General features: G+C 70.0%; 20 protein-coding genes and 1 tRNA gene. 7 read left to right on the top strand and 14 right to left on the bottom strand.

The window, feature by feature from the left end; translation table 11 throughout:
• Positions 1-31 precede the first annotated feature (31 nt).
• Both Microterr_RS10255 and sp36 read right to left on the bottom strand, forming a co-directional pair.
• Positions 32-499: a RidA family protein gene (locus tag Microterr_RS10255; protein ID WP_263798043.1), complete on the bottom strand. Its 468-nt coding sequence runs from the start codon at positions 497-499 to the stop codon at positions 32-34.
• A 5-nt stretch (positions 500-504) separates the two neighbouring features.
• The gene (gene sp36 / locus Microterr_RS10260) at positions 505-720 is read right to left on the bottom strand and encodes a Sp36 family protein (protein WP_263798042.1); all 216 of its coding nucleotides are present in this window, start codon (positions 718-720) and stop codon (positions 505-507) included.
• Positions 721-797: 77 nt separating this feature from the next.
• On the opposite strand from sp36, the gene Microterr_RS10265 reads away from it, so the two are divergent.
• The 4 genes from Microterr_RS10265 (at position 798) to Microterr_RS10280 (ending at position 5,307) form a co-directional block, all read left to right on the top strand.
• On the top strand, positions 798-3,422 hold the full coding sequence (locus Microterr_RS10265) for a transglycosylase domain-containing protein (protein ID WP_263798041.1): 2,625 nt from the start codon (positions 798-800) through the stop codon (positions 3,420-3,422).
• Between the two features lie 4 nt (positions 3,423-3,426).
• Positions 3,427-4,362 carry a metallophosphoesterase gene (locus Microterr_RS10270; protein ID WP_263798040.1) on the top strand — a complete coding sequence of 312 codons (936 nt, stop codon included), beginning with the start codon at positions 3,427-3,429 and terminating at the stop codon, positions 4,360-4,362.
• A 50-nt stretch (positions 4,363-4,412) separates the two neighbouring features.
• Positions 4,413-4,489 (top strand) — tRNA-Pro (locus Microterr_RS10275).
• A 65-nt stretch (positions 4,490-4,554) separates the two neighbouring features.
• Positions 4,555-5,307 carry an HAD-IIB family hydrolase gene (locus Microterr_RS10280; RefSeq protein WP_263798039.1) on the top strand — a complete coding sequence of 251 codons (753 nt, stop codon included), beginning with the start codon at positions 4,555-4,557 and terminating at the stop codon, positions 5,305-5,307.
• Here the strand turns inward: Microterr_RS10280 and Microterr_RS10285 are convergent.
• Both Microterr_RS10285 and Microterr_RS10290 read right to left on the bottom strand, forming a co-directional pair.
• Positions 5,297-6,541 (bottom strand): alpha-hydroxy acid oxidase, encoded by a 1,245-nt coding sequence (locus Microterr_RS10285; protein WP_263798038.1) that lies wholly within the window; start codon positions 6,539-6,541, stop codon positions 5,297-5,299. The genes Microterr_RS10280 and Microterr_RS10285 overlap by 11 nt on opposite strands.
• A 17-nt stretch (positions 6,542-6,558) precedes the next feature.
• Positions 6,559-7,263: a FadR/GntR family transcriptional regulator gene (locus Microterr_RS10290; RefSeq protein WP_263798037.1), complete on the bottom strand. Its 705-nt coding sequence runs from the start codon at positions 7,261-7,263 to the stop codon at positions 6,559-6,561.
• 98 nt (positions 7,264-7,361) lie between these two features.
• Here Microterr_RS10290 and Microterr_RS10295 point away from each other — a divergent pair, with 98 nt between their 5' ends.
• On the top strand, positions 7,362-8,189 hold the full coding sequence (locus Microterr_RS10295) for a DUF1295 domain-containing protein (RefSeq protein ID WP_263798036.1): 828 nt from the start codon (positions 7,362-7,364) through the stop codon (positions 8,187-8,189).
• Here the strand turns inward: Microterr_RS10295 and Microterr_RS10300 are convergent.
• The gene (locus tag Microterr_RS10300; RefSeq protein ID WP_263798034.1) at positions 8,177-8,824 is read right to left on the bottom strand and encodes a thymidine kinase; all 648 of its coding nucleotides are present in this window, start codon (positions 8,822-8,824) and stop codon (positions 8,177-8,179) included. The two genes, Microterr_RS10295 and Microterr_RS10300, sit on opposite strands and share 13 nt — an antisense overlap.
• 94 nt (positions 8,825-8,918) lie before the next feature.
• On the opposite strand from Microterr_RS10300, the gene Microterr_RS10305 reads away from it, so the two are divergent.
• Positions 8,919-9,341, top strand: a complete 423-nt coding sequence (locus Microterr_RS10305) for a YciI family protein (protein ID WP_263798033.1) — start codon at positions 8,919-8,921, stop codon at positions 9,339-9,341.
• Between the two features lie 4 nt (positions 9,342-9,345).
• Positions 9,346-10,575 carry an RNA polymerase sigma factor gene (locus tag Microterr_RS10310; RefSeq protein ID WP_263798032.1) on the top strand — a complete coding sequence of 410 codons (1,230 nt, stop codon included), beginning with the start codon at positions 9,346-9,348 and terminating at the stop codon, positions 10,573-10,575.
• A gap of 27 nt (positions 10,576-10,602) precedes the next feature.
• Here the strand turns inward: Microterr_RS10310 and Microterr_RS10315 are convergent, their stop codons facing one another.
• From Microterr_RS10315 to Microterr_RS10355, 9 genes are all read right to left on the bottom strand, one after another.
• On the bottom strand, positions 10,603-11,028 hold the full coding sequence (locus Microterr_RS10315) for a pyrimidine dimer DNA glycosylase/endonuclease V (RefSeq protein WP_263798031.1): 426 nt from the start codon (positions 11,026-11,028) through the stop codon (positions 10,603-10,605).
• 7 nt (positions 11,029-11,035) lie between these two features.
• A complete protein-coding gene (locus tag Microterr_RS10320; protein WP_263798029.1) occupies positions 11,036-12,508 on the bottom strand; it encodes a malate:quinone oxidoreductase in 1,473 nt (490 codons plus the stop codon).
• Positions 12,509-12,629: 121 nt separating this feature from the next.
• Positions 12,630-13,715: an aspartate-semialdehyde dehydrogenase gene (locus Microterr_RS10325; RefSeq protein WP_263798028.1), complete on the bottom strand. Its 1,086-nt coding sequence runs from the start codon at positions 13,713-13,715 to the stop codon at positions 12,630-12,632.
• A 62-nt stretch (positions 13,716-13,777) separates the two neighbouring features.
• Positions 13,778-15,061 (bottom strand): aspartate kinase, encoded by a 1,284-nt coding sequence (locus tag Microterr_RS10330; RefSeq protein ID WP_263798027.1) that lies wholly within the window; start codon positions 15,059-15,061, stop codon positions 13,778-13,780.
• Between the two features lie 90 nt (positions 15,062-15,151).
• The gene (locus Microterr_RS10335; RefSeq protein ID WP_263798026.1) at positions 15,152-16,099 is read right to left on the bottom strand and encodes a DMT family transporter; all 948 of its coding nucleotides are present in this window, start codon (positions 16,097-16,099) and stop codon (positions 15,152-15,154) included.
• Positions 16,096-16,689 (bottom strand): recombination mediator RecR, encoded by a 594-nt coding sequence (recR, locus tag Microterr_RS10340; RefSeq protein WP_263798025.1) that lies wholly within the window; start codon positions 16,687-16,689, stop codon positions 16,096-16,098. The genes Microterr_RS10335 and recR overlap by 4 nt, the downstream gene beginning before the upstream one ends.
• On the bottom strand, positions 16,689-18,791 hold the full coding sequence (locus Microterr_RS10345; RefSeq protein ID WP_263798024.1) for a DNA polymerase III subunit gamma and tau: 2,103 nt from the start codon (positions 18,789-18,791) through the stop codon (positions 16,689-16,691). Before Microterr_RS10345 ends, recR begins: the two co-directional genes overlap by 1 nt.
• A gap of 55 nt (positions 18,792-18,846) precedes the next feature.
• Entirely contained in the window at positions 18,847-21,366 is a 2,520-nt protein-coding gene (locus Microterr_RS10350) for a glycoside hydrolase family 65 protein (protein ID WP_263798023.1), read from the bottom strand.
• On the bottom strand, positions 21,363-22,094 hold the full coding sequence (locus Microterr_RS10355) for an HAD family hydrolase (protein ID WP_263798022.1): 732 nt from the start codon (positions 22,092-22,094) through the stop codon (positions 21,363-21,365). Before Microterr_RS10355 ends, Microterr_RS10350 begins: the two co-directional genes overlap by 4 nt.
• Positions 22,095-22,138 lie beyond the last annotated feature (44 nt).

Here is a 22,138-nt window from a genome sequence, read left to right on the forward strand (position 1 = left end):
GCTGCCTGGACCGGGGAGGCCCTTCCCTGGTTCAGGCCAGGGTGAAGATGACCTCTACCTCGACCGGGCTGTCCAGGGGCAGGACCGGGACGCCGACGGCGGAGCGGGAGTGCCGGCCGGCGTCGCCGAAGATCTCGCCGAGCACCTCGCTCGCGCCGTTGATGACCCCCGGCTGGCCGGTGAACGCCGGCACCGAGGCGACGAAGCCGGTCAGCTTCAGCACGCCGGCGATGCGGTCGACGTCCCCGACCGCGGCGGCGGCGGCGGCGAGGGCGTTCAGCGCGCTCTGCCGCGCGTAGCCGTTCGCGTCGGCGGCGGGAACGAGACCCTCACCGTCGCCCACCTTCCCCGTAGCCGGGAGCGCGCCGGCCACCATGGGCAGCTGGCCCGAGGTGTAGACGAGGTCGCCGTGCACCTTCGCGGGGATGTACGAGGCCACCGGCGGGACGACGGCGGGAAGCTCGATGCCGAGTTCGGCGAGACGCTGCGAGACGGTCATGGGGCTCAGCTCGCCTCGAACTGCTGCGCTGCCTGCGCGGCCGCATCCAGTCCTGCGTTGGCGACGCCGCCGCCGGACGGACGCTTGAGATACGCCACGAGCCCGCCCTCCGGACCGGGGACGACCTGCACCAGCTCCCACCCCTGCTTGCCCCAGTTGTTGAGGATCGCGGCGGTGTTGTGGATGAGGAGAGGTGTGGTGAGGTACTCCCACGTGGTCATTGAAGCTCCATGTCGATCGGCGCAAACAGGCACGTCTGTCAAGGGATCGCCCAGGATTCTCCCTTACGATCAACCCTATGCCCCACAAGAAACGCACGGCCAGCGGCGTGTTCGGAGGACTCCTCGGCCTGGTCGGCCTGAGCGCTGTCGCCGGACTTCTGATCACCGCGACCGTCACGCCTGCCATCGCCCTGACGGGGGCTGCCACCACCAGCGCGATCTCGCTGTTCGAGAACCTGCCGAGCGTGCTCAAGATCGACCAGCTGATGCTGCCGTCGACGATCTACGCGAAGAGCTCCGACGGCAAGAAGTGGGTCACGCTGACGCGCTTCTACGACCAGAACCGGTCGCCGGTGAAGTTCGACCAGATCAAGCCGGTCGTCTACGACGCCGTGCTCTCCAGCGAGGACAAGAACTACTACCAGCACGGCGGCGTCGACCTCGTCGGCACCGTGAGCGCCCTCGTGAGCAACCTCCGCGGCAACGACACCCGCGGTGGCTCGTCGATCAGCCAGCAGTACGTGAAGAACGTGCTCGTGCAGAAGTGCGAGTGGGAGGCCGCGACCAGCGAGGAAGCCCTCGCCTGCTGGACCGAGGCGACCCAGTCCACCGGCACGGTGGGATACCAGCGCAAGCTGCAGGAGATGCGCTACGCCATCGCCCTCGAGCAGGACTACTCGAAGAACGACATCCTGCTCGGGTACCTGAACATCGCCAACTTCGGCGGTCAGACCTACGGCATCGACGCCGCCGCCCGCTACTACTTCGGCGTGCCTGCCGCCAAGCTCAAGCTCACTCAGGCGGCGACGCTGGCCGGCATGGTGCAGAACCCGAACACGTACCGCATCGACATGCCGGACGGCTCGACGACCGATGCCGACGGCAACGCGCTCAACGGCGCGGAGGACGGCTATTCGCTCGCCAAGGAGCGCCGCAACTACGTGCTCGACCGCATGCTCGCAGACGGCAAGATCACGCAGGAGCAGCACGACAAGGCGACGGCAGCGGACGTGAAGCCCCACATCACGCAGCCGACCACCGGGTGCGGGGCGGCCAAGAACGCCCAGTACTTCTGCCAGTACGTCAAGAACATCATCAAGAACGACAAGGCCTTCGGCGAGAACGACGAGGACCGCCTTGCGACGCTGCAGCGCGGCGGCCTGAAGATCTACACGACGCTGGACTACAACCTCCAGAAGACCGCCGTCCGGGCGATGAAGGACTCCGCGCCGACGTCGCTCGACGGGATGACCAACATCAAGACGGGCAAGTTCGGCGCCGCGGCGGTCAGCATCGAGGTCTCGACGGGCCGCATCCTCTCGATCGCGCAGAACACCAAGTTCAGCGAGGCGTCGTCCAGGAAGGACGACCCGAACTACTCGTCGCTCGTCTACGCCGGCGATTCCAAGTACGGCAACTCCATCGGCTTCCCCGTCGGATCGACGTTCAAGCTCTTCACCCTGGTGGACTGGCTCGAGCAGGGCCACTCGGTCAACGAGTACCTGAACGGACGCGTCCGCGTCATCGATCGCATGACCAACTCGTGCGGCGGCGACTGGGTGAACGTCGACAAGACGAAGGTCAACAACTTCAACAGCGTCGGCGGCTACTACGGCACCCCGATGCAGTTCACCCGCGACTCGCTGAACTCCGGCTACTTCGCGATGGCCGAAGAGCTCGACCTCTGCGACATCGAGAAGGTCGCCACCAAGATGGGCGTCACCCGTGGTGACGGCACCCCCGTCGAGGTCGACCGCCAGTTCGACATCATCGGATCGAACAACGTGACGCCGATTGCGATGGCGGCCGCGTACGGCACGATCGGCAACAACGGCGTGTACTGCCAGCCGAAGGCCATCGACAAGGTGCTCGACGCCGACGGCAACGAGATGAAGCTGCCCAAGACCAGCTGCACCCGTGTCCTGGACGAGGACGTCGCCGCCACCGCCGCGTACGCCCTGAAGGGTGTGATGGCCTACGGCGGCACGGGCGCCACCTCGAACCCGGGCGACGGCACCGAGGTCATCGGCAAGACCGGAACGCACGAGAGCCACCAGACCTGGATGGTCGAGTCCTCGACCGCCGTCGCCACCGCCGTGTGGGTCGGCAACTCGGAGGGCGAGGGCAACATCTTCGACCGCTGGGCGAACGGCTGGCAGGTCTCGCAGCTGAGACACAAGATCGCCCCGGTGATCCAGCGCGCTGCGGATTCGATCTATCCCGGGTCGTCCTTCCCCGCGCCGTCGGCGGAGCTCACCAAGCGCGTGCTCAGGGATCTGCCGAGCGTCATCGGCCTGAGCGTCGACGAGGCGAGGAGCCGGCTCCAGAGCCTCGGCTTCGGCGTCACCGTCGGCGACCCGGTCGACGCGGTGGAGGCTGAGGGCACGGTCGTGGAGCAGAGCCCCGGCGCCGGCAAGGTCGCCGGCGGATCGAACGTCACGATCCGTCCGAGCAACGGAAAGGGCGTCGCGGTGCCCGGTGTCGCCGGCCTGTCGGTGCAGGATGCGTCGAACACCCTGCGCGCTGCCGGCCTGGACAACCTCGTCCCCGGCCGCTGCACGGTGGACCCGTCGGTCGACGGTCCTGGTACCGCCACCGGCACCTCGCCGGGAGAGGGGACCGTCGTCGGCCGGAACACGAAGATCGCCGTCAACTACGCCCATAAGGACTGCGGCAAGGGCGGCGGCGACGACAACGACTGATCCGGTGGGCCCACGCCTGACGACGTCCGCCCTCACCGCCCTCGCGGCGGTGGGGGCGGTCGGCGCAGCCGCCGCGACGTGGGGCATCGGCATCGAGCGCTACCTGTTCACGGTGCGCCGTCACGAGCTCGCCGTCCTGCCCGCAGGAGCTCCTCCCCTGCGTGTGCTGCACGTCTCCGACGCCCACATGGCGCCGTGGCAGCACCGCAAGCAGGAGTGGATGGCCGGACTCGCCCGCCTGCGCCCGGACCTCGTCGTCAACACGGGCGACAACATGGGGCACGCCGACGGGCTGCGCGGACTGCGCACGGCGTTCGACCCGCTGCGCGGGATTCCCGGCGTCTTCGTGCACGGCTCGAACGATCACGCCGGACCGAGCCCGCGCAATCCGCTGAAGTACTTCACCGGACCGTCGCGCGTGGCCCACGAGCCGGAGCCGATCGACACCGAGGCCCTCGACGACTATCTGCGCGACGAGCTGGGCTGGCTCGATCTGAACAACGCCGCAGGCTCGCTCGAGCTGCTCGGTCTGCGCCTCGACGTGTTCGGCGTCAGCGACGCGCATCGCGAATGGGACGACCTCGCGGTGCTCCCCGGCCTGCTCGACGAGCTGCGCGCCACCGGCACGGCCGCCCTGACGCTCGGGGTCACCCACGCGCCCTACCGGCGCGTCCTGGACGAGTTCATCTCCCTCGGCGCCGACACCCTGTGGGCCGGTCACACGCACGGCGGTCAGGTGCGCGTCCCGTTCTCGCCGAAGGCCATCGTCGCCAACTGCGACATCCCGCTCGACCAGGCGCGGGGCCTCAGCACGTGGACGCACGACGGCCGCACGGTGCCGCTCAACGTCAGCGCGGGCCTCGGCCATTCCATCTACGCGCCGGTCAGATTCGGGTGCCGGCCCGAGGCGTCGCTGATCACCCTCGTGCCGAAGCCGTGACCGCGTTCGAGGCATCCGTCCGGATCAGGTAGACTCGGAGGGTTGCAAAACGGGGTGTGGCGCAGCTTGGTAGCGCGCTTCGTTCGGGACGAAGAGGCCGCAGGTTCAAATCCTGTCACCCCGACCAGATGGAGAGGCTCCGCCGAAAGGCGGGGCCTTTCCCATGGGGCCCGCAGACAGCCAAGGAGAGCAGTGGTCATCCGACTCGTCGCCTTCGACCTCGACGACACGCTCGCGCCGTCCAAGAGCGCGATCGACCCGCGCATCGGAGACCTGCTGATCGCTCTCGCCGACCGCGTGCAGGTCGCGATCATCTCGGGCGGCCAGCTCCAGCAGTTCCGCATGCAGGTGGTCGACAGACTGCCGGATGCCGCTGCATCCGTCCTCGAGAAGTTCCACCTGCTGCCCACCTGCGGAACCCAGTACTACCGACTGCAGCACGGCGGGATCACCACGGTCTACGCGCACACTCTGACCGACGACGAGAAGGCCCGCGCCCTCGCCGCCGTCGAGGAGGAGGCCCGCCGCCTGGGCCTCTGGGCGGCGGAGCCCTGGGGAGAGATCCTCGAGGACCGCGGCTCGCAGATCACGTTCTCGGCGCTCGGCCAGGTCGCCCCGCTCGCCGCGAAGATGGCGTGGGATCCCACCGGCGAGAAGAAGAACACCCTCCGCGAGGCCGTCGCCGCGCGCCTCCCCGACCTCGAGGTGCGCTCGGGCGGGTCGACGTCGATCGACATCACGCACCGCGGCATCGACAAGGCATACGGCATGACGCAGCTCGCCGAGCAGACCGGCATCCCGCTGGACGACATGCTCTTCGTCGGCGACCGCCTCGACCCGGACGGCAACGACTACCCCGTCCTGGCGATGGGCGTGCGGTGCCAGGCCGTCGACGGCTGGGAGGCGACCGCCGACTTCCTCGACGAGCTGATCCCTACGCTGTAGGACGCGGGATCGGAGCCAGTCGCTGCAGCTGTGTGACGTGCTTCGGCTCGAGCTCGGCGAGGGACGCCACCCCGAGCAGGCGCATCGTCCGCTCGATCTCGGTGCGCAGGATCGCGATCGTGCGGTCGACGCCCTCGCGCCCGCCCGCCATCAGGCCGTACAGGTAGGCGCGGCCGATGAGCGTGAACTTGGCGCCCAGCGCGATCGACGCGACGATGTCGGCGCCGTTCATGATGCCCGTGTCGATCATGACGGTCGCGTCCGCGCCGACCTCCCGCACCACATCCGGCAGCAGGTGGAACGGGATCGGCGCACGGTCGAGCTGACGGCCGCCGTGGTTCGAGAGCACGATCCCGTCGACGCCGAGGTCGACCAGCCGCTTCGAGTCCTCGATGTTCTGCACGCCCTTGACCACGATCTTGCCGGGGAACAGGTCGCGGATCACGGCCAGGTCGTCGTAGCTGATCGTCGGATCCATCGCGGCGTCGAGCAGTTCACCGACGGTGCCGCCGGTCGACGACAGCGAGGCGAACTCGAGCGGCGGCGTCGTGAGGAAGTCGATCCACCACCACGGCCGCGGGATCGCGTTGATGATCGTGCCGAGGGTGAGCTGCGGCGGGATCGAGAAGCCGTTGCGCTTGTCGCGGAGACGCGCGCCGGCCACCGGCGTGTCGACCGTGAACATCAGCGTGTCGAACCCGGCCGCCGCGGCACGGCGGGTGAGCTCGTAGGAGATCTCGCGCTCGCGCATCACGTACAGCTGGAACCAGTTGCGCCCGTGCGGGTTCGCCGCCTTCACCGCCTCGATCGAGGTCGTGCCGAGCGTCGAGAGGGTGAACGGGATGCCGGCGGCCGCGGCCGCCGAGGCGCCCGCGATCTCGCCCTCGGTCTGCATGAGACGGGTGAACCCTGTGGGGGCGATGCCGAACGGCAGCGCGCTCGGGCCGCCGAGGATCTCCACCGACGTGTCGACGTCCGGCGCGGGGCGGAGGATGCCGGGGTGGAACTCGATGTCGCGGAACGCCTGCCTGGCGCGGGCGAGCGAGAGCTCCCCCTCTGCAGCGCCGTCGGTGTAGTCGAACGCGGCCTTCGGCGTGCGGCGCTTCGCGATCGTGCGCAGGTCGCCGATGGTGAGGGCCTTGCCGAGGCGGCGCTTCTTGCCGTTGAGCTCAGGCGTCTTGAACTGCATGAGCTCGAGCAGGGCGGGGATCTGGGGCAGCTGTCGCTGGACCATGGTGGGACTTCCTTCGATCAGATGCGGGAGAGGCCGGTGGCGGCGTAATAGCCGGAGATGTGCGCGTGGACGCGGGTGCGGGCGAGATCGGGGTCGCCGGCCTCGATGGCGTCGAGAATGCCGTCGTGTTCGGCGACGAGGGTGGCGACCATCGCCGGCCAGTCCTCGACCGCCTCGGCGCCGCGCTGGACGTACGCCTCGATGGAGCTGCGCAGGCCCGCCATCGTCGCGGCGACGATGGTGTTGCCCGCGGCCTCGGACAGCCGCAGGTGGAACTGCGCGTCGAGGGCGAGGAACTCCTCCGGCGTCAGGCCGGGCGCGCGCATCGCGTCGAGGGTGACGCGCGCCTCGGCCAGGTCGGCATCGGAGGCTTCCGCGAGATGCGTCACCGACCACGCCTCGAGGATGAGACGGGTCTCGACGACGTCGGACAGCTCGAACCCCTGGGCGGCGACCTGCAGGCGCAGGAGCGACGCGAGCCCGCCCTGCGGCGTGGAGATGATGATCGCTCCGGAGGTCGGACCCGAACCCGTGCCGGTGCGGATCAGCCCCATCACCTCGAGCACGCGCAGCGCTTCACGGACGCTCGAGCGGCCCACGCCGAGCGTCGTGGCGAGTTCGCGCTCTGGCGCGAGACGGTCGCCGGGGCCGAGCCGGCCGTCCAGCAGGTCCTGCTCGATCTTCTCCAGGACGACGCGCCATGCGCGCGGGGTTTCGGTCACGGTGCTCCTCATCGTTGTGGCCTGACCACGATACCCACCGTGGTCTGACCATGCAACCTTGCCGCCCGCATCCTCCCCGCGGGCCTACTGTGATCGACATGGATCCCCTGCTCCTCGTCGTCGTCATCGCGGGCGCCGTATGCGCCTTCTGCTGGATCGCCTCCCTCATCACGAAGGACACGTCCTGGGTCGACCGGATCTGGTCGATCGCGCCGGTCGTCTACGTGTGGGTGTTCGCGATCGCCGCGATCACGGACGAAGCGGATGCTGTCCGCCTCGTCGTCATGGCGGTGCTCGTCACGGCGTGGGGCGCCAGGCTGACGTTCAACTTCGCCCGCAAGGGCGGCTACACCGGCATGGAGGACTACCGCTGGGCGGTCCTGCGCGGGCGGATGAAGCCGTGGCAGTTCCAGCTGTTCAACCTGTTCTTCATCGTCCTGTACCAGAACGCCCTGCTCGTCCTGATCAGCCTGCCCGCCTACGTGGCGTGGCTGAACCCGACGCCCTTCGGCATGTGGGATGCCGTCTTCGCGGCGCTGTTCGCGGCCTTCCTGGTGGGCGAGACCGTCGCCGACCAGCAGCAGTGGGACTTCCATCAGGAGAAGGCGAAGGCGGGGGGACACCTCGAGCCGGGCTTCCTGACGACGGGCGTGTTCGCCTGGAGTCGCCACCCGAACTTCTTCTTCGAGCAGGCGCAGTGGTGGGCGTTCTACGCGATCGGCGCCGTGGCGGCCGGCGAATGGCTGAACCCCTCGATCGTCGGTGCCGCCCTGCTGACGGTGCTGTTCATCGGATCGACGCTGTTCACCGAGTCGCTGACGGCCGCGAAGTACCCCGCGTACGCCGGGTACCGGAAGTCCACGTCGATGCTGGTGCCCCTCCCGCCGCGGTGGCAGGGAGCACGCACGCGCGCTCAGGCCAGCTGACCCTTGGATTCGCGCAGATAGCACTCCGCGCACATCGACTCGTAGGTGACCCGGTCGGCCGACAGTTCGTCGATGGCGACCTGGTCGCCGTCGAACACGAAGCGCCCGCCGACGAGGCGCGCGTTGAACAGCGCCTTCCGTCCGCACCGGCAGATCGTCTTCAGCTCCTCGAGGCTGTGCGCCAGCTCGAGCAGCCGCGCGGAGCCGGGGAACGCCCGCGTCTGGAAGTCGGTGCGGATCCCGTACGCGAGCACGGGGATGCGGTCCAGCACCACGATCCGCAGCAGGTCGTCGACCTGTGCGGGGGTGAGGAACTGCGCCTCGTCGATGAGCAGGCACGCCACGTCGGTGTGCCGGGTCTCGGTGTCGGGGATGAGGGCGGCGGCAGCATCCATCCGCACCCGCTCGCGATGGGCGGCGAACAGGGCGCGCACGTCGTCGTCCGGGCGGATGAGGAAGTCGACCTCGCGCTTCACGCCGAGCCGGCTGTCGATCTGGTCGGCGCCCTTGGTGTCGATCTCGGGCTTGGCCAGCAGGACGTGCTGACCGCGCTCCTCGTAGTTGTACGCGGCCTGCAGCAGGGACGTCGATTTGCCGGAGTTCATCGCCCCGAAGCGGAAGTAGAGCTTGGCCACCTGTCGATTCTAGGGAGGATGTCGATTTCCTCCGTCGCCGTTCGACGCGATAGTAGAGGGACGATCAGCGTCCCGACGTTTCAGGAGGAACATCATGGCCAAGTACATGCTCATCATGCGCAACAGCGGGTCCGTCGAGAACTACGAGGACATGGACTTCGAGGCGGTCATCAACGCGATGGGCGCCTACAACGAGTCGATGATCAAGGCCGGCGTGCTGCTGGGCGGCGATGGACTGACGGATGCGGCGCAGGGCGCCGTCGTCGAGTTCACCGCGGACGCGCCGATCGTCTCGGACGGCCCCTACGGCGAGACCCACGAGCTGTTCAACGGGTTCTGGACCATCCAGGCGTCCACGCAGGAGGAGGCGATCGAGTGGGCCAAGCGCGCTCCCCTCACCGCGGGCAACAAGATCGAGGTGCGTCGCATGACCGACGACTCCGACTTCGCCGACTACCAGGACAACGAGTACATCCAGAAGGAGAAGGTGTGGCGCGCAGACGAGCGCCAGGGGTGACCCGGTGACCGCCGGCATCCACCGCACGGTCGACGCCGTCTGGCGCATCGAGGGCGCGCGCATCGTCGCGACGCTCGCGAAGGCGACCGGCGACGTCGGCCTCGCGGAGGACCTCGCGCAGGCGGCGGTCGTCGAGGCCCTCGAGCAGTGGCCATCGGTGGGTGTCCCGCGCAATCCGGGCGCGTGGCTCACCACCGTCGCGAAGCGCCGGGCGATCGACGAATGGCGGCGCCGCTCGATGCGGGAGGAGAAGCAGCTCCTGCTGGCGCACGACCTCTCCGCGTACACGGAGGCCGAGTGGGAGCCGATCGACGACGACGTGCTGCGTCTCGTGTTCACGGCCTGCCACCCTGCGCTCTCGCGGGAGTCGCAGGTGGCGCTGACGCTGCGGGTGGTGGCGGGCCTGTCGACCACCGAGATCGCCCGGATGCTGCTGGTGCCCGTCGCGACCGTGCAGGCGCGCATCACGCGGGCGAAGAAGACGCTCAGCGCCGCGCAGGTGCCGTTCGAGACGCCCGGGCCCGCCGACTGGACCGCACGGCTCGGCGGGGTGCTCGGGGTGGTGTACCTGATCTTCACAGAGGGCTACGCCGCGACGAGCGGCGACCGGTGGATGCGCACCGACCTCGCCCAGGAGGCGCTCCGGCTGGGCCGCGTGCTGGCCGGGCTGATGCCGCGCGAGGCCGAAGCCCACGCGCTCGTCGCGCTGATGGAGCTGCAGGCATCCCGGTTCGCCGCCAGGGTCACTGCGGACGGAGCGCCGGTGCTGCTCGCCGACCAGGACCGGAGCAGGTGGGACCGTGGCGCGATCGCGCGAGGGCGGGCAGCCCTCGCGACCGCGGATTCCCGCGGGCGCGGCCGTGGGCCGTACGCGCTGCAGGCCGCGATCGCCGAGCGCCACGCGGTGGCGGCATCGGTCGCAGAGACGGACTGGGACGAGATCGTCGTGCTCTACGAGGCGCTCGGCCGGATCGCCCCGAGCCCGGTCGTCGAGCTGAACCGCGCCGTCGCGGTGTCGATGGCCACAGGTCCGGCGACGGCGCTGCAGATCGTCGACCGGCTCGCGGCAGAGGGTGCGCTGCGCGGGTCGTACCTGCTCCCGAGCGTGCGGGGCGAGCTGCTCGCGCGACTCGGGCGCACCGCGGAGGCCCGGTCCGAGCTGCTCATCGCCGCGGGGCTGACCGCCAACGACCGCCAGGCCGCCGTGCTGCGCAGCAAGGCCGCCGCGCTCTGAGCGCGGAGTCCGACGGACCCGTGAGGCTCAGGGCCGTTCCCAGGACTCGATGCCACCGGGCACGACCGTGAAGGTGTCGGCCGCGGTCGGGCGGGGCGGAAGCAGCCGGAACCACTCCGGCGCCCGCACGGACACCTTCATGCGCAGGTGCGCGAACTCGTAGTCGAGCTGACCCTGGGTGACCGGGATCGCGGGGGCCGCAGCATCCGGGATCTGGATGCGGGTGCGGTCGAACCGGTAGCCGCGCACCGTCGCCTCGATCTGCTGCTGCGTGAGGAAGTGGTCGATGGCCGCGAGCGGCTCGTCCGCGGCGCGGAAGCGCTCCAGCTGCGGATGGCGCGTGTAGCCGCGGGTCTTCCCGGAGAGCACCGCCTGGGCGAGAAGCCCCTCCCGCCAGCACGCGACCAGGGCTGCGCGGTCCAGGAGCGACGGGTGCAGCGACCAGAGCCTCATCGGCCGGTCACGCGGTGAGGGCGAGGGCCTCAGCGGTCTCGGCGAGCACCTCGGCCGCGGCCTCGGGGCGCGGGTTGAGGGTGTCGCCGTAGCTCGGGATGAGCTCGCGCAGGCGCGGCTCCCACTCGCCGATGCGGTCGGGGAAGCAGTCCTTGAGCAGCCCGAGCATGATCGACACGGCCGTCGAGGCACCGGGGGATGCGCCGAGCAGGCCCGCGATCGAGCCGTCCTCGGCCGAGACGACCTCGGTGCCGAACTGCAGCACGCCGCCCTTCTCCGGGTCCTTCTTCATGACCTGCGCGCGCTGGCCGGCCTGGATGAGGGTCCAGTCCTCGTCCTTGGCGGTGGGCATGAACACGCGCAGGCTGTCGACCTTCTTGCGATGGGTCTTCAGGAGCTCGCCGACGAGGTAGGTGATCAGGCTGGGATTGTCGACCGCGACCTTGATCATGGGCCAGAGGTTGCCGGGGCGCACCTGGGCGACGATGTCGGTGATCTTGCCCTGCTTGAGGAACTTCGGGCTGAACGTCGCGAACGGGCCGAACAGCAGCGACGCCTCGCCGTCGACGACGCGGGTGTCCAGGTGCGGCACCGACATCGGCGGAGCGCCGACGGAGGCCTGGGAGTACACCTTGGCCTTGTGCTGCGCGACGACGGCGGGGTTGCTGGTCTTCAGGAACTGCCCGCCGATCGGGAACACGCCGTAGCCCGAGATCTCGGGGATGCGCGAGGACTGGAGGAGCTTCAGCGCCCAGCCGCCCGCGCCGACGAAAACGAAACGCGCACGCGTCTCACCCGGCGTGCGGCCGATGGTGTTGCGCCAGCGGACCCGCCAGGTGCCGTCCTTGAGCTTCTTGAGGCCACGCACCTCGCGATTGAGGACGACCTCGGCACCCTTGGCCTCGAGGTTCGCGAACAGCTGGCGGGTGAGCGCACCGAAGTCGACGTCGGTGCCCGCGGGCACGCGGGTCGCGGCGAACGGCTCGCCGGCTCGTCGCTTCTGCATCAGCAGCGGTGCCCACTGGTTGATGACGCGGGAGTCCTCGGAGTACTGGATGCCGGCGAACAACGGCTCCTGGGTGAGCGCCTCGTAGCGCTTCTTCAGGTAGGCGACATCCTTCTCGCCGCGCACGAACGTCATGTGCGGGGTGGAGTTGATGAACGTCTCGGGGCCGTCCAGCACGCCTTCGCCGATCAGCGACGACCAGAACTGGCGGCTCTGCTGGAACTGCTCGTTGATCTGCACGGCCTTCGCGGCGTCGACGGAGCCGTCCTTGCCCTCGGGCATGTAGTTCAGCTCGCAGAGGGCCGCGTGGCCGGTGCCGGCGTTGTTCCAGGCGTTCGAGCTCTCCTGCGCGAGGTCGGAGAGTCGCTCGTAGACGACGATCTTCCAGTCGGGCTGCAGTTCGGAGATCAGGGTGCCCAGCGTGGCACTCATGATGCCACCGCCGATCAGCACGACATCGACAGGTTCACTCACCAGACAATTCTAGGCTTTGCCGCGGGTGCGCCTGACCGCCCGCCCTCTTCCCCGTCGGCAAGGATGCGCCTTCTTGCCGCTGCGGCAAGCCGCAGCATCCCCGTCGGCGGGGATCCCGGGGCTACGCCTGTGCGGGGGCGTGCGCGCTCAGCGCACGGGCGGCGATGAGCTCGGCGATCTGCACGGCGTTCAGCGCCGCACCCTTGCGCAGGTTGTCGTTGCTGATGAACAGCACGAGGCCCTTGCCCTCCGGCGCGGACTGGTCGGCGCGGATGCGTCCGACGTAGCTGGGGTCGGTACCGGCGGCCTGCAGGGGCGTGGGGACCTCTTCGAGCTGCACGCCCGGAGCCGAGGCCAGCACCTCTCGTGCCCGCTCAGGGGTGATGTCGCGCGCGAACTCGACGTTGATCGACAGCGAGTGGCCGGTGAAGACCGGGACGCGCACGCAGGTGCCGGCGACCCGGAGGCCGGGCAGCTCGAGGATCTTGCGGCTCTCGTTGCGGAGCTTCTTCTCCTCGTCGGTCTCGTTGAGGCCGTCGTCGACGATGCTCCCGGCGAGCGGGATGACGTCGAACGCGATGGGCGCGACGTACTTCTCCGGCTGCGGGAAGTCGACCGACGAGCCGTCGTGGACGAGATCGAGCGTGTGGCCCTGCGCAAGCACGCCCTCGACCTGGCCGAGCAGCTCCTGCGCACCGGCGAGGCCCGAGCCCGACACCGCCTGGAAGGTGCTGACGATGAGGCGCTCGAGCCCTGCCTCGGTGTCGAGCACCTTCAGGACGGGCATGGCGGCCATCGTGGTGCAGTTCGGGTTGGCGATGATGCCCTTGACGGCCTCGTCGATCGCGTGCGGGTTGACCTCGCTGACGACGAGCGGGACCTCGGGGTCCATGCGCCAGGCGCTCGAGTTGTCGATGACCGTCGCGCCGGCCTCGGCGAAGCGCGGGGCGTGCGCGCGCGAGCCGGTGGCGCCCGCGCTGAACAGCGCGATGTCGATGCCGGCGGGGTCGGCGGTCCCGATGTCTTCGACGATCACGGTCTCGCCGGCGAACTCCACGGCCGTGCCGGCCGAGCGCGCCGTGGCGAACAGCCGCAGCTCGCGGATCGGGAACGACCGCTCCGCGAGGATCTCGCGCATCACGGTGCCGACCTGGCCGGTGGCGCCGACGACGGCGACGGAGAGTCCGGAATCTGAGATGCGGGTCATGACTGTTCCTCGGAATCGCTGAAGGGGTTGCCCGATTCTATCCGGGGCTCAGGGGGTGGGGATCAGCGGCCGGTGCCGGCGTGCACGACGGCCTCGACATCGCCGTCGAGGCCGTACGCCGTGTGGACGACACGCGCCGCCTCGGCGAGGTCGTCGCCGCGCACCACGACCGAGATGCGGATCTCGGAGGTCGAGATCATCTCGATGTTGATGCCCGACACGCTGAGCGCCTCGAACAGGGTCGCGGAGACGCCGGAGTGCGTGCGCATGCCGGCCCCGACGACCGACAGCTTGCCGATCTGGTCGTCGTGGATGAGGCTCTCGAAGCCGACCTCGTCGTGGACGGCGTCCAGCGCACGGAGGGCGGCGGCAGCATCCCCCTTCGGAAGGGTGAACGAGATGTCGGTGCGACCGGTCGCGGCCGCCGACACGTTCTGCACGATCATGTCGACGTTGGCGCCGGAGCGCGCGACGATCTTGAAGATCTCGGCGGCCTTGCCTGGCACGTCGGGCACGCCGAGCACCGTGATCTTGGCCTGTCCGAGGTCGGTCGCGACTCCCGCGACGATCGGCTCTTCCATCTCTTCTCCTTCACCGTCCGGGCGGGACTGCCCGGCGCCGAGCACCCAGGTGCCCTCGCCCGAGCTGAACGTGGATCGGGCGTGGATGAGCACGCCGTGACGCCGCGCGTACTCGACCGCGCGGATGTAGAGGACCTTGGCGCCGTTGGCCGCCATCTCGAGCATCTCCTCGCTCGAGACCGAGGTCAGCTTCCGGGCCTTCGGGACGACGCGGGGATCTGCGGTGAAGATGCCGTCGACATCGCTGTAGATCTCGCACACGTCGGCCTCGAGCGCTGCGGCCAGGGCGACGGCGGTGGTGTCAGAGCCGCCGCGGCCGAGCGTCGTGATGTCGCGGGTGTCGCGGTTGAAGCCCTGGAAGCCGGCGACGATGACGATCGCGCCCTCGTCGAGCGCCTCACGCAGCCGGATGGGGGTGACGTCGACGATCCGGGCCGCGCCGTGGGTGGCGTCGGTGATGACGCCGGCCTGACTGCCGGTGAACGAGCGCGCCTCGAAGCCCATCGAATGGATCGCCATGGCCAGCAGCGCCATCGAGATCCGCTCGCCGCTGGTCAGCAGCATGTCGAGCTCGCGGGGCGCCGGGATCGGCGCGACCTGCGAGGCGAGTTCGAGCAGCTCATCGGTCGTGTCGCCCATCGCGCTCACGGCGACGACGACGTCGTGGCCGGCTCGACGTGTGTCGACGATGCGCTTGGCGACGCGCTTGATGCTCTCGGCGTCGGCGACGGACGACCCGCCGTACTTCTGGACGATCAGCGCCACGGTGGAAACTCCTGGAGGAAGAAGAGCGGATGCTGCCGCCCGACGTCCCATCTTACGAGCCCACCCCATTCCCTCCCGTGCATGTGACGGTCAGGGCGCGGGCGCAGTCGGCGGCTCCGCCTTCGCGGGTCCGCGCGCGCGGAGACTTCCGCCCGTCGCGGCGAGCCAGCATCCGATCACGACCAGCGGGAAGCCGATCAGGAGCCCGGTGGTGATCGGCTCGCCGAGGATCAGGATGCCGAGGCTCAGCGCCACGATCGGGTTGACGTAGGTGAACAGCGGCGCCCGGACGGGGCCGACCTCGCCGATCAGCGCGAAGAACGCGATGAACGCGATGGCCGTGCAGAGCACGCCCAGGGCGACGAGCGCCGTGGTGCTGGACAGCGTGGGCACCTGGTGCTGGGTGAGCAGCCCGATCGGCAGGTAGAAGAGCCCGACCGCGAACAGCGCGACCGTGATGGTGCCGAGCGAGGGGACGTCGGCGAGCTTGCGCGCCACGATGAACGGCGCGATCGCGTAGAGCAGCGCGACCAGCAGCACCTCGCCGACGGCGAGGAGCGCGCCGGGACCGCCCGCCGCGAGCCCGGGGCCCGCGACGATCACGGCCACCCCCGCGAAGCCGACGAGCAGGCCGGTGAGACGCGCGGGCTTGAGGACGCCGCGATCGCCGCCGATGACGGCGATCAGGGCGGCGAACAGCGGAACCGTCGCGACGAGCAGCCCGGTGAGCCCTGAGGGGATGGTCTGCTCGGCGTGGCCGAGCAGCAGGAAGGGTCCGGCCATCTCGATGGCGCCGAAGGCGAGCACCCACGGCCACACCTTCAGCACCGGCCGGAGGGCGCCGCGGTGCAGCGCGAACGGCAGCAGCAGCAGGCCGCCGATGAGCGTGCGGCCGGCGACGACCGCGGCGGGCGAGAACGACGCGACCGCCTCTTTGATGAACAGATACGGGATGCCCCAGAGCACGCACATGATCGCGAACAGCACCCAGCCCCGGGTGCTGAAGCCGTGCGCCGTCTGGGTGGCGGGCGCGGTCACAGCGTTCTGCGACCCTCGAATGCGCGGCCGAGGGTGACCTCGTCGGCGTATTCGAGGTCTCCGCCGACCGGAAGTCCAGATGCGAGGCGCGACACGGTGATCTCGAGCGTGTGCAGCAGCCGGCTGAGGTAGGTCGCGGTCGCCTCGCCCTCGAGGTTGGGGTTCGTGGCGAGGATCACCTCCTGCACGGTGCCGTCGGCGAGGCGCTGCATGAGCTGCGTGATCCGCAGGTCGTCGGGCCCGACGCCGGCGATGGGGCTGATCGCCCCGCCGAGCACGTGGTACAGCCCCCGGAACTCCCTGGTGCGCTCGATGGCCGCGACGTCCTTCGCGTCCTCGACGACGCAGATGAGCGACTCGTTGCGGCGCGGGTCGCGGCAGATGGAGCAGCGCTCCTGCTCGGAGACGTTGCCGCACACCTCGCAGAACCGCACCCGCTCGCGGATCTCGCCGAGCAGCGTGGACAGGTGCGAGACGTCGAAGTTCGGCGTCTGCAGGATGTGGAACGTGATGCGCTGGGCCGACTTCGGGCCGATGCCCGGCAGGCGCCCGAACTCGTCGATCAGGTCTTGGACGATGCCGTCGTACATCAGCGGAACCTCGTCGGCGACTCGTAGGGCTCTTCACGCACGAAGGTGGCGCCGAGCACCTGGCGGACAACGGCCTCGCCGTACCGCTGCACTCCCCCGGGCATGGCGGGCAGACGCGGGGCGACCGTGGGCGGGACCGGCGCTTCGGCGGAAGGACCGGGGTCGGGCTCGGGGGCGTCGTCGTCGTCCGGCTCGAGCGACGGGGCGATGTCGTCAGCCGGGAGCACCTCGCCCTCACGCGGGGGCGCGAGCGTCGTGATGCGCGCGCGAGCCGCCGCGTCTTCCGGCTCGTCGTCGACCGGGAACTGCCCGGAGGTCGCATCGACGGGAACTGCGGCGGGCGTCGGGTCGCTCGTCGGAATGGCCGCGACCGCCCACTCGGTGACCGGGCCGGCGGATGCCGCCGAAGTCGTGGGTGCGGAGGGTCGGACAGCCGCCGGCGTGTCAGCCGGCGGCGGGACTTTTCCCGCCGGCTCCTTCGCCGGCTGGGCCGCAGACGGCGGAGGCGTCGGCGCACCGCCGTGCTGCGCGAGGTACTTCACCCGCAGACCCAGCACGGCCAGGATGGCCTGGCGCAGGTCTTCGCTGGGGCCGGCGCCGGCCGTGCGCTGCTTGAACTTGCCGAGATCGGACTGGCTGTCGAACGACAGCGTCAGCACGTCGCCGTCGAGCGCGACGACCTGCGCGGCGACGACGAGCAGCCAGGAGGTGCGGCTGATGCCCTCGAGCTTGGCGAGCACCTCGGGCCACGCGTCGCGCATGTGCTGCAGGGTGACCGGACCGGTCGGCGTCGGAGCAGCGGCCGGCGGGGCGTTGTCGGGCTCGGGCGCGCGCTCGACGACCGGAGCAGGAGCCGGCTCCGGGGCGGCGGCCGCGGCCGGAGCAGGCGCGGCGACCGGGGCAGGTGCGGGAGCCGCCGCGGCGACCGGGGCGGGCGCCGCGGTGTGAGCAGGGGCAGGGGCAGCCGAGGGCGCGGCGGCCGCGGCGGTGGCGGCGAGCACGCGCGCGACCATCAGCTCGAGCTGGAGGCGGGGTGACGTGGCGCCGGTCATCTCGTCGAGCGTGGCGATCACCAGGTCGGCGGTGTGCGACAGCCGGGCGGCGCCGAAGGCACCGGCCTGACGCTCCATGCGCGCGAGGTCTTCCGCCGAGATGCCGCGCAGCACGGCTGCGGCTCCCTGACCCGTCGCCGCGACGACGATGAGGTCGCGCAGTCGCTCGAGCAGGTCGTCGACGAAGCGGCGGGGATCCTGGCCGGTCTGCACGACCCGGTCGACGGCGGAGAAGGCGGCCCCCGCATCCCCCGCGCCGAAGGCGTCGACGACCTCGTCGAGCAGCGCGGCGTGCGTGTAGCCGAGGAGGGCCACGGCGCGCTCGTACCGAACTATCACGGTCCCTGAGCCTGTCGAAGGGTCGGAACCGGCGATGAGCTGATCGAGCAGCGACAGCGTGTCGCGCGGAGACCCGCCGCCCGCGCGGACGACGAGCGGCAGGACGCCCGGCTCGACCTGGACGCCCTCCTGGTCGCAGAGCGACTGCACGTACTCGAGCATGGCCGCGGGCGGCACCAGCCGGAACGGGTAGTGGTGCGTGCGCGAGCGGATGGTGCCGATGACCTTCTCGGGCTCGGTCGTGGCGAAGATGAACTTGACGTGATCGGGCGGCTCTTCGACGAGCTTGAGCAGCGCGTTGAAGCCCTGCGGGGTGACCATGTGCGCCTCGTCGAGGATGAAGATCTTGAACCGATCGCGCGCGGGGGCGAACACGGCCCGCTCACGCAGATCGCGGGCGTCGTCGACGCCGTTGTGGCTCGCCGCATCGATCTCGACGACATCGAGCGAACCGCCACCGCCGCGGCCCAGCTCGACGCAGCTGTCGCACGTGCCGCAGGGCGTGTCGGTGGGGCCGGCGGCGCAGTTGAGGCAGCGGGCCAGGATGCGCGCCGAGGTCGTCTTGCCGCAGCCGCGCGGACCGGAGAACAGATACGCGTGGCCGACGCGGTCGCCGCGCAGCGCCGTCATGAGCGGATCGGTGACCTGCGCCTGCCCGATCATCTCGCCGAACGACTCGGGGCGATAGCGGCGGTAGAGGGCTGTGGTCACGGCTCCAGCCTACGGTGTGCGGCCGACATCGAGCGGGGGATCCGGCCGCCGCGCGCTAATCCCAGTTGTGGTCGGGGTCGACGCCCTCTCCGATGATCGGGATGGCCGAGGTGACGTTCGGAACCGACGCCGACAGCAGCGTGCCGTCCTCGCGAGGGGTGTCGGCGAACTGCTTGATCGTCGGCCGCCCTGCGCGCACCGGGCCCTGCCCGATCAGCGGCACCACGACGGTGTCGCCGCCTTCGACCGAGTAGACCTCCCCGCGCACGCCGAAGCGCACGGGGTCGCCCTCTCCGGCCGCCACCGTCAGCGCGTCGCGGGTGACCGTCACGGTGAGGCGCGTGCCGTGCCAGTGCAGGGTGTAGGTCAGCGACGGCCAGTCCGCGGGCAGGCGCGGATCGAACGTGAGCTCGCCGTAGTGGTCGCGCATGCCGCCGAAGCCCGAGACCAGGGCCGTCCATATGCCGCCGGCCGAGGCGACGTGCACGCCGTCCGCGGCGTTGTGGTGCAGGTCGCCGAGGTCGACGAACAGCGCCTCCCGGAAGTACTCAGCGGCCAGGTCCTGGTAGCCCACCTCGGCGGCCAGGATCGACTGGACCACCGCGGACAGCGTCGAGTCTCCCGTGGTCAGCGGGTCGTAGTACTCGAAGTCGGCCAGCTTCTCCTCCGCGGTGAAGTGGTTGCCCTGCAGGAACAGGGCCAGCACCACATCGGCCTGCTTGAGCACCTGGTACCGGTAGATGACCAGCGGGTGGAAGTGCAGCAGCAGCGGACGCTTGTCGTCCGGCGTGTTCTCCAGATCCCAGATCTCGCGCTCGAGGAAGACCTCGTCCTGGGGATGGATGCCGAGAGCCGGGCTGTACGGGATGTGCATCGCCTCGGCGGCGCGCTCCCACTCCTCCGGCTCGCTCTCGTCGAGTCCCAGACGATCGACCATCCGCCGGTACACCTCGCCGTCGTGATCGGCCATCATGCGCACCGTGCGGGCGGCGAAGCGGAGGTTGAAGCGGGCCATCACGTTGGTGAACAGGTTGTCGTTGACGACGGTGGTGTACTCGTCCGGCCCGGTCACGCCGTGGATGTGGAAGGTCTCGCCCTCGTGGTGTCCCGGCACGCTCGTGCGCCAGAACCCGAGCGTGTACCACAGGCGCGCGGTCTCGACGGCGATGTCGACGCCGTCGCGGAAGAGGAAGTCGACGTCGCCGGTCGCCCTGACGTACTTGGCCAGCGCGAAGCTGACGTCGGCGTTGATGTGGTATTGCGCCGTGCCCGCCGCGTAGTAGGCCGACGCCTCCTCGCCGTTGATCGTGCGCCAGGGGAAGAGCGCACCGGCCTCGTTGAGCATGAACGCGCGGGTGCGTGCGTGCGGCAGCATCATCGCGCGCATCCGCAGGGCGTTGCGCGCCCAGAGCGGGGTCGTGTATGTCAGGAACGGGAGGACGTAGATCTCGGTGTCCCAGAAGTAGTGGCCGCTGTAGCCCGAGCCGCTCACGCCCTTGGCCGGCACCCCCAGCCCATCGGCGCGTGCGGCCGCCTGCGCGAGCGAGTACAGGCACCATCTGGCCGCCTGCTGGAGGTCGTCGTGGCCCTCGATGACGACATCCGACCGCTCCCAGAAGCCGTCGAGCCACGCCCGCTGGCGGTCGTACTGCGACTGCACGCCCTCGGACCGCGCCCGGTCGAGCGTGCGGCGGCAGCGGTCGACGAGCTCGCGCGCCGGAACGCCGCGGGACGTGTGGTAGCTCACCAGCTTCGTGACGGTGGTCGGCACTCCGGCCTTGGCCTGCACGCGGAACACGTTCTTGGCGATGTCCGGCTCGATGAGGCGCCGCGCGTCGTACTGGTTCTCGGTCTCGATGAGGTGGTCGGCGACGACCGCGAGGGTCATGCCCGACTCTGTCACCTTGTACGACAGGGCCGATCGCACGCCGTCCTGCCAGTACTCCTGCGGCTGCAGCACGCGCTCGGTGATGCGGTCGGCCTTACGGGGATCGAATCCGGCCTTCCGCGGCACGGACGGGGTGCCGCCGTAGACGTCCTCGCCGTCCTGGCGGTTGATGAGCTGGCAGCTGATCGTCACGGGGGCGTCCGAGTTGAGGACCGTGACCGTCATCCGCATGATCGCGAGGTGCTTCTCCTCGAACGACACCATGCGGTCGAACTCGACCTGCACCTCTTTCCCGCTGGGCGTCACCCAGAGCAGGCTGCGGGTGAGCACGCCGGAGCGCAGGTCGAGGGCGCGCTCGTAGCCGCGCACTTCCGCCTCGTCGAGCGAGAGCGGCTCGTCGTCGACGTAGACGCGCATGACCTTCGCGTCGGGGGCGTTGACGATCGTCTGGCCGACCTCGGCGAACCCGTACGCCTGCTCGGCGTGGCGGATGGCGAACGTCTCGTGGAACCCGTTGATGAAGGTGCCGTCCTCGTGCGCGTTCCGCCCCTCCGGGTGGTTGCCGCGCAGGCCCAGGTAGCCGTTGCCGACGGCGAAGATCGTCTCGCTGACCCCGGCGTCGTCGAGACCGAAGCTGGTCTCGACCAGGCGCCACGGGTCGACGGGGAACTTGTCGCGGTCGATCATGAGACGAACTCCTCCAGGTCCTGGACGACGAGATGGGCACCTGCGGCGATCAGCGCCTCGACGCCGACGCCGCGGTCGACCCCGACCACGAGACCGAAGCCGCCGGCCACGGCGGACTGCACCCCGCTGATCGCGTCTTCGACGGCGGCACTGCGGGCAGGCTCGACCCCCAGCATCCGCGCCGCCTCGACGAACACGTCCGGGGCGGGCTTGCTGGCCAGATGGTCGCGCTCGGCGATCACGCCGTCCATCACGACGGGGAAGCGATCGCGGATGCCTGCCACGCCCAGCACCTCTTCGGCGTTCTTCGAGCTGGACACCACGGCGACCGTCGTGCCTGCCGCGGCCAGCTGGTCGAGCAGGGCGAGCGAGCCGGGGTACGGGGCGATGCCCTCGTCGCGCAGGACACGTTCGAAGAACGCGTTCTTCCGGTTGCCGATGCCGCAGACGGTGTCGGCCGTGGGCGGGTCGGACGGTTCGCCCCAGGGCACTTCGACGTCGCGGCTGCGCAGCAGGCTGGCGACCCCGTCGTATCGCTTCTTGCCGTCGAGGTGGTGGAAGTAATCCGCCTCGGTGTACGCCGGACTGATGCTCCAGTCGGCGAACAGCTCGGTGAACATCGTCTGCCACGCGTGCATGTGCACTTCGGCGGTCGGAGTGAGCACCCCATCGAGATCGAAGAGGACCGCGTCGTAGGCGGTCAGGTCAGGAAGCTGGTCCGCAGGCACATCGCCAGCGTAGTCCGGGGGTGTTACGCGCGGGTGAAGGCTCC

It is taken from the genome of Microbacterium terricola (assembly GCF_027943945.1).
Classification (GTDB): Bacteria; Actinomycetota; Actinomycetes; order Actinomycetales; family Microbacteriaceae; genus Microbacterium; species Microbacterium terricola.

Coding starts and splice junctions, on each gene's coding strand:
- Microterr_RS10255 (WP_263798043.1), bottom strand. CDS start 499: ATGACCGTCTCGCAGCGTCTCGCCGAACTCGGCATCGAGCTTCCCGCC.
- sp36 (WP_263798042.1), bottom strand. CDS start 720: ATGACCACGTGGGAGTACCTCACCACACCTCTCCTCATCCACAACACC.
- Microterr_RS10265 (WP_263798041.1), top strand. CDS start 798: ATGCCCCACAAGAAACGCACGGCCAGCGGCGTGTTCGGAGGACTCCTC.
- Microterr_RS10285 (WP_263798038.1), bottom strand. CDS start 6,541: ATGGTCCAGCGACAGCTGCCCCAGATCCCCGCCCTGCTCGAGCTCATG.
- Microterr_RS10295 (WP_263798036.1), top strand. CDS start 7,362: ATGGATCCCCTGCTCCTCGTCGTCGTCATCGCGGGCGCCGTATGCGCC.
- Microterr_RS10305 (WP_263798033.1), top strand. CDS start 8,919: ATGGCCAAGTACATGCTCATCATGCGCAACAGCGGGTCCGTCGAGAAC.
- Microterr_RS10315 (WP_263798031.1), bottom strand. CDS start 11,028: ATGAGGCTCTGGTCGCTGCACCCGTCGCTCCTGGACCGCGCAGCCCTG.
- Microterr_RS10325 (WP_263798028.1), bottom strand. CDS start 13,715: ATGACCCGCATCTCAGATTCCGGACTCTCCGTCGCCGTCGTCGGCGCC.
- recR (WP_263798025.1), bottom strand. CDS start 16,689: ATGTACGACGGCATCGTCCAAGACCTGATCGACGAGTTCGGGCGCCTG.
- Microterr_RS10350 (WP_263798023.1), bottom strand. CDS start 21,366: ATGATCGACCGCGACAAGTTCCCCGTCGACCCGTGGCGCCTGGTCGAG.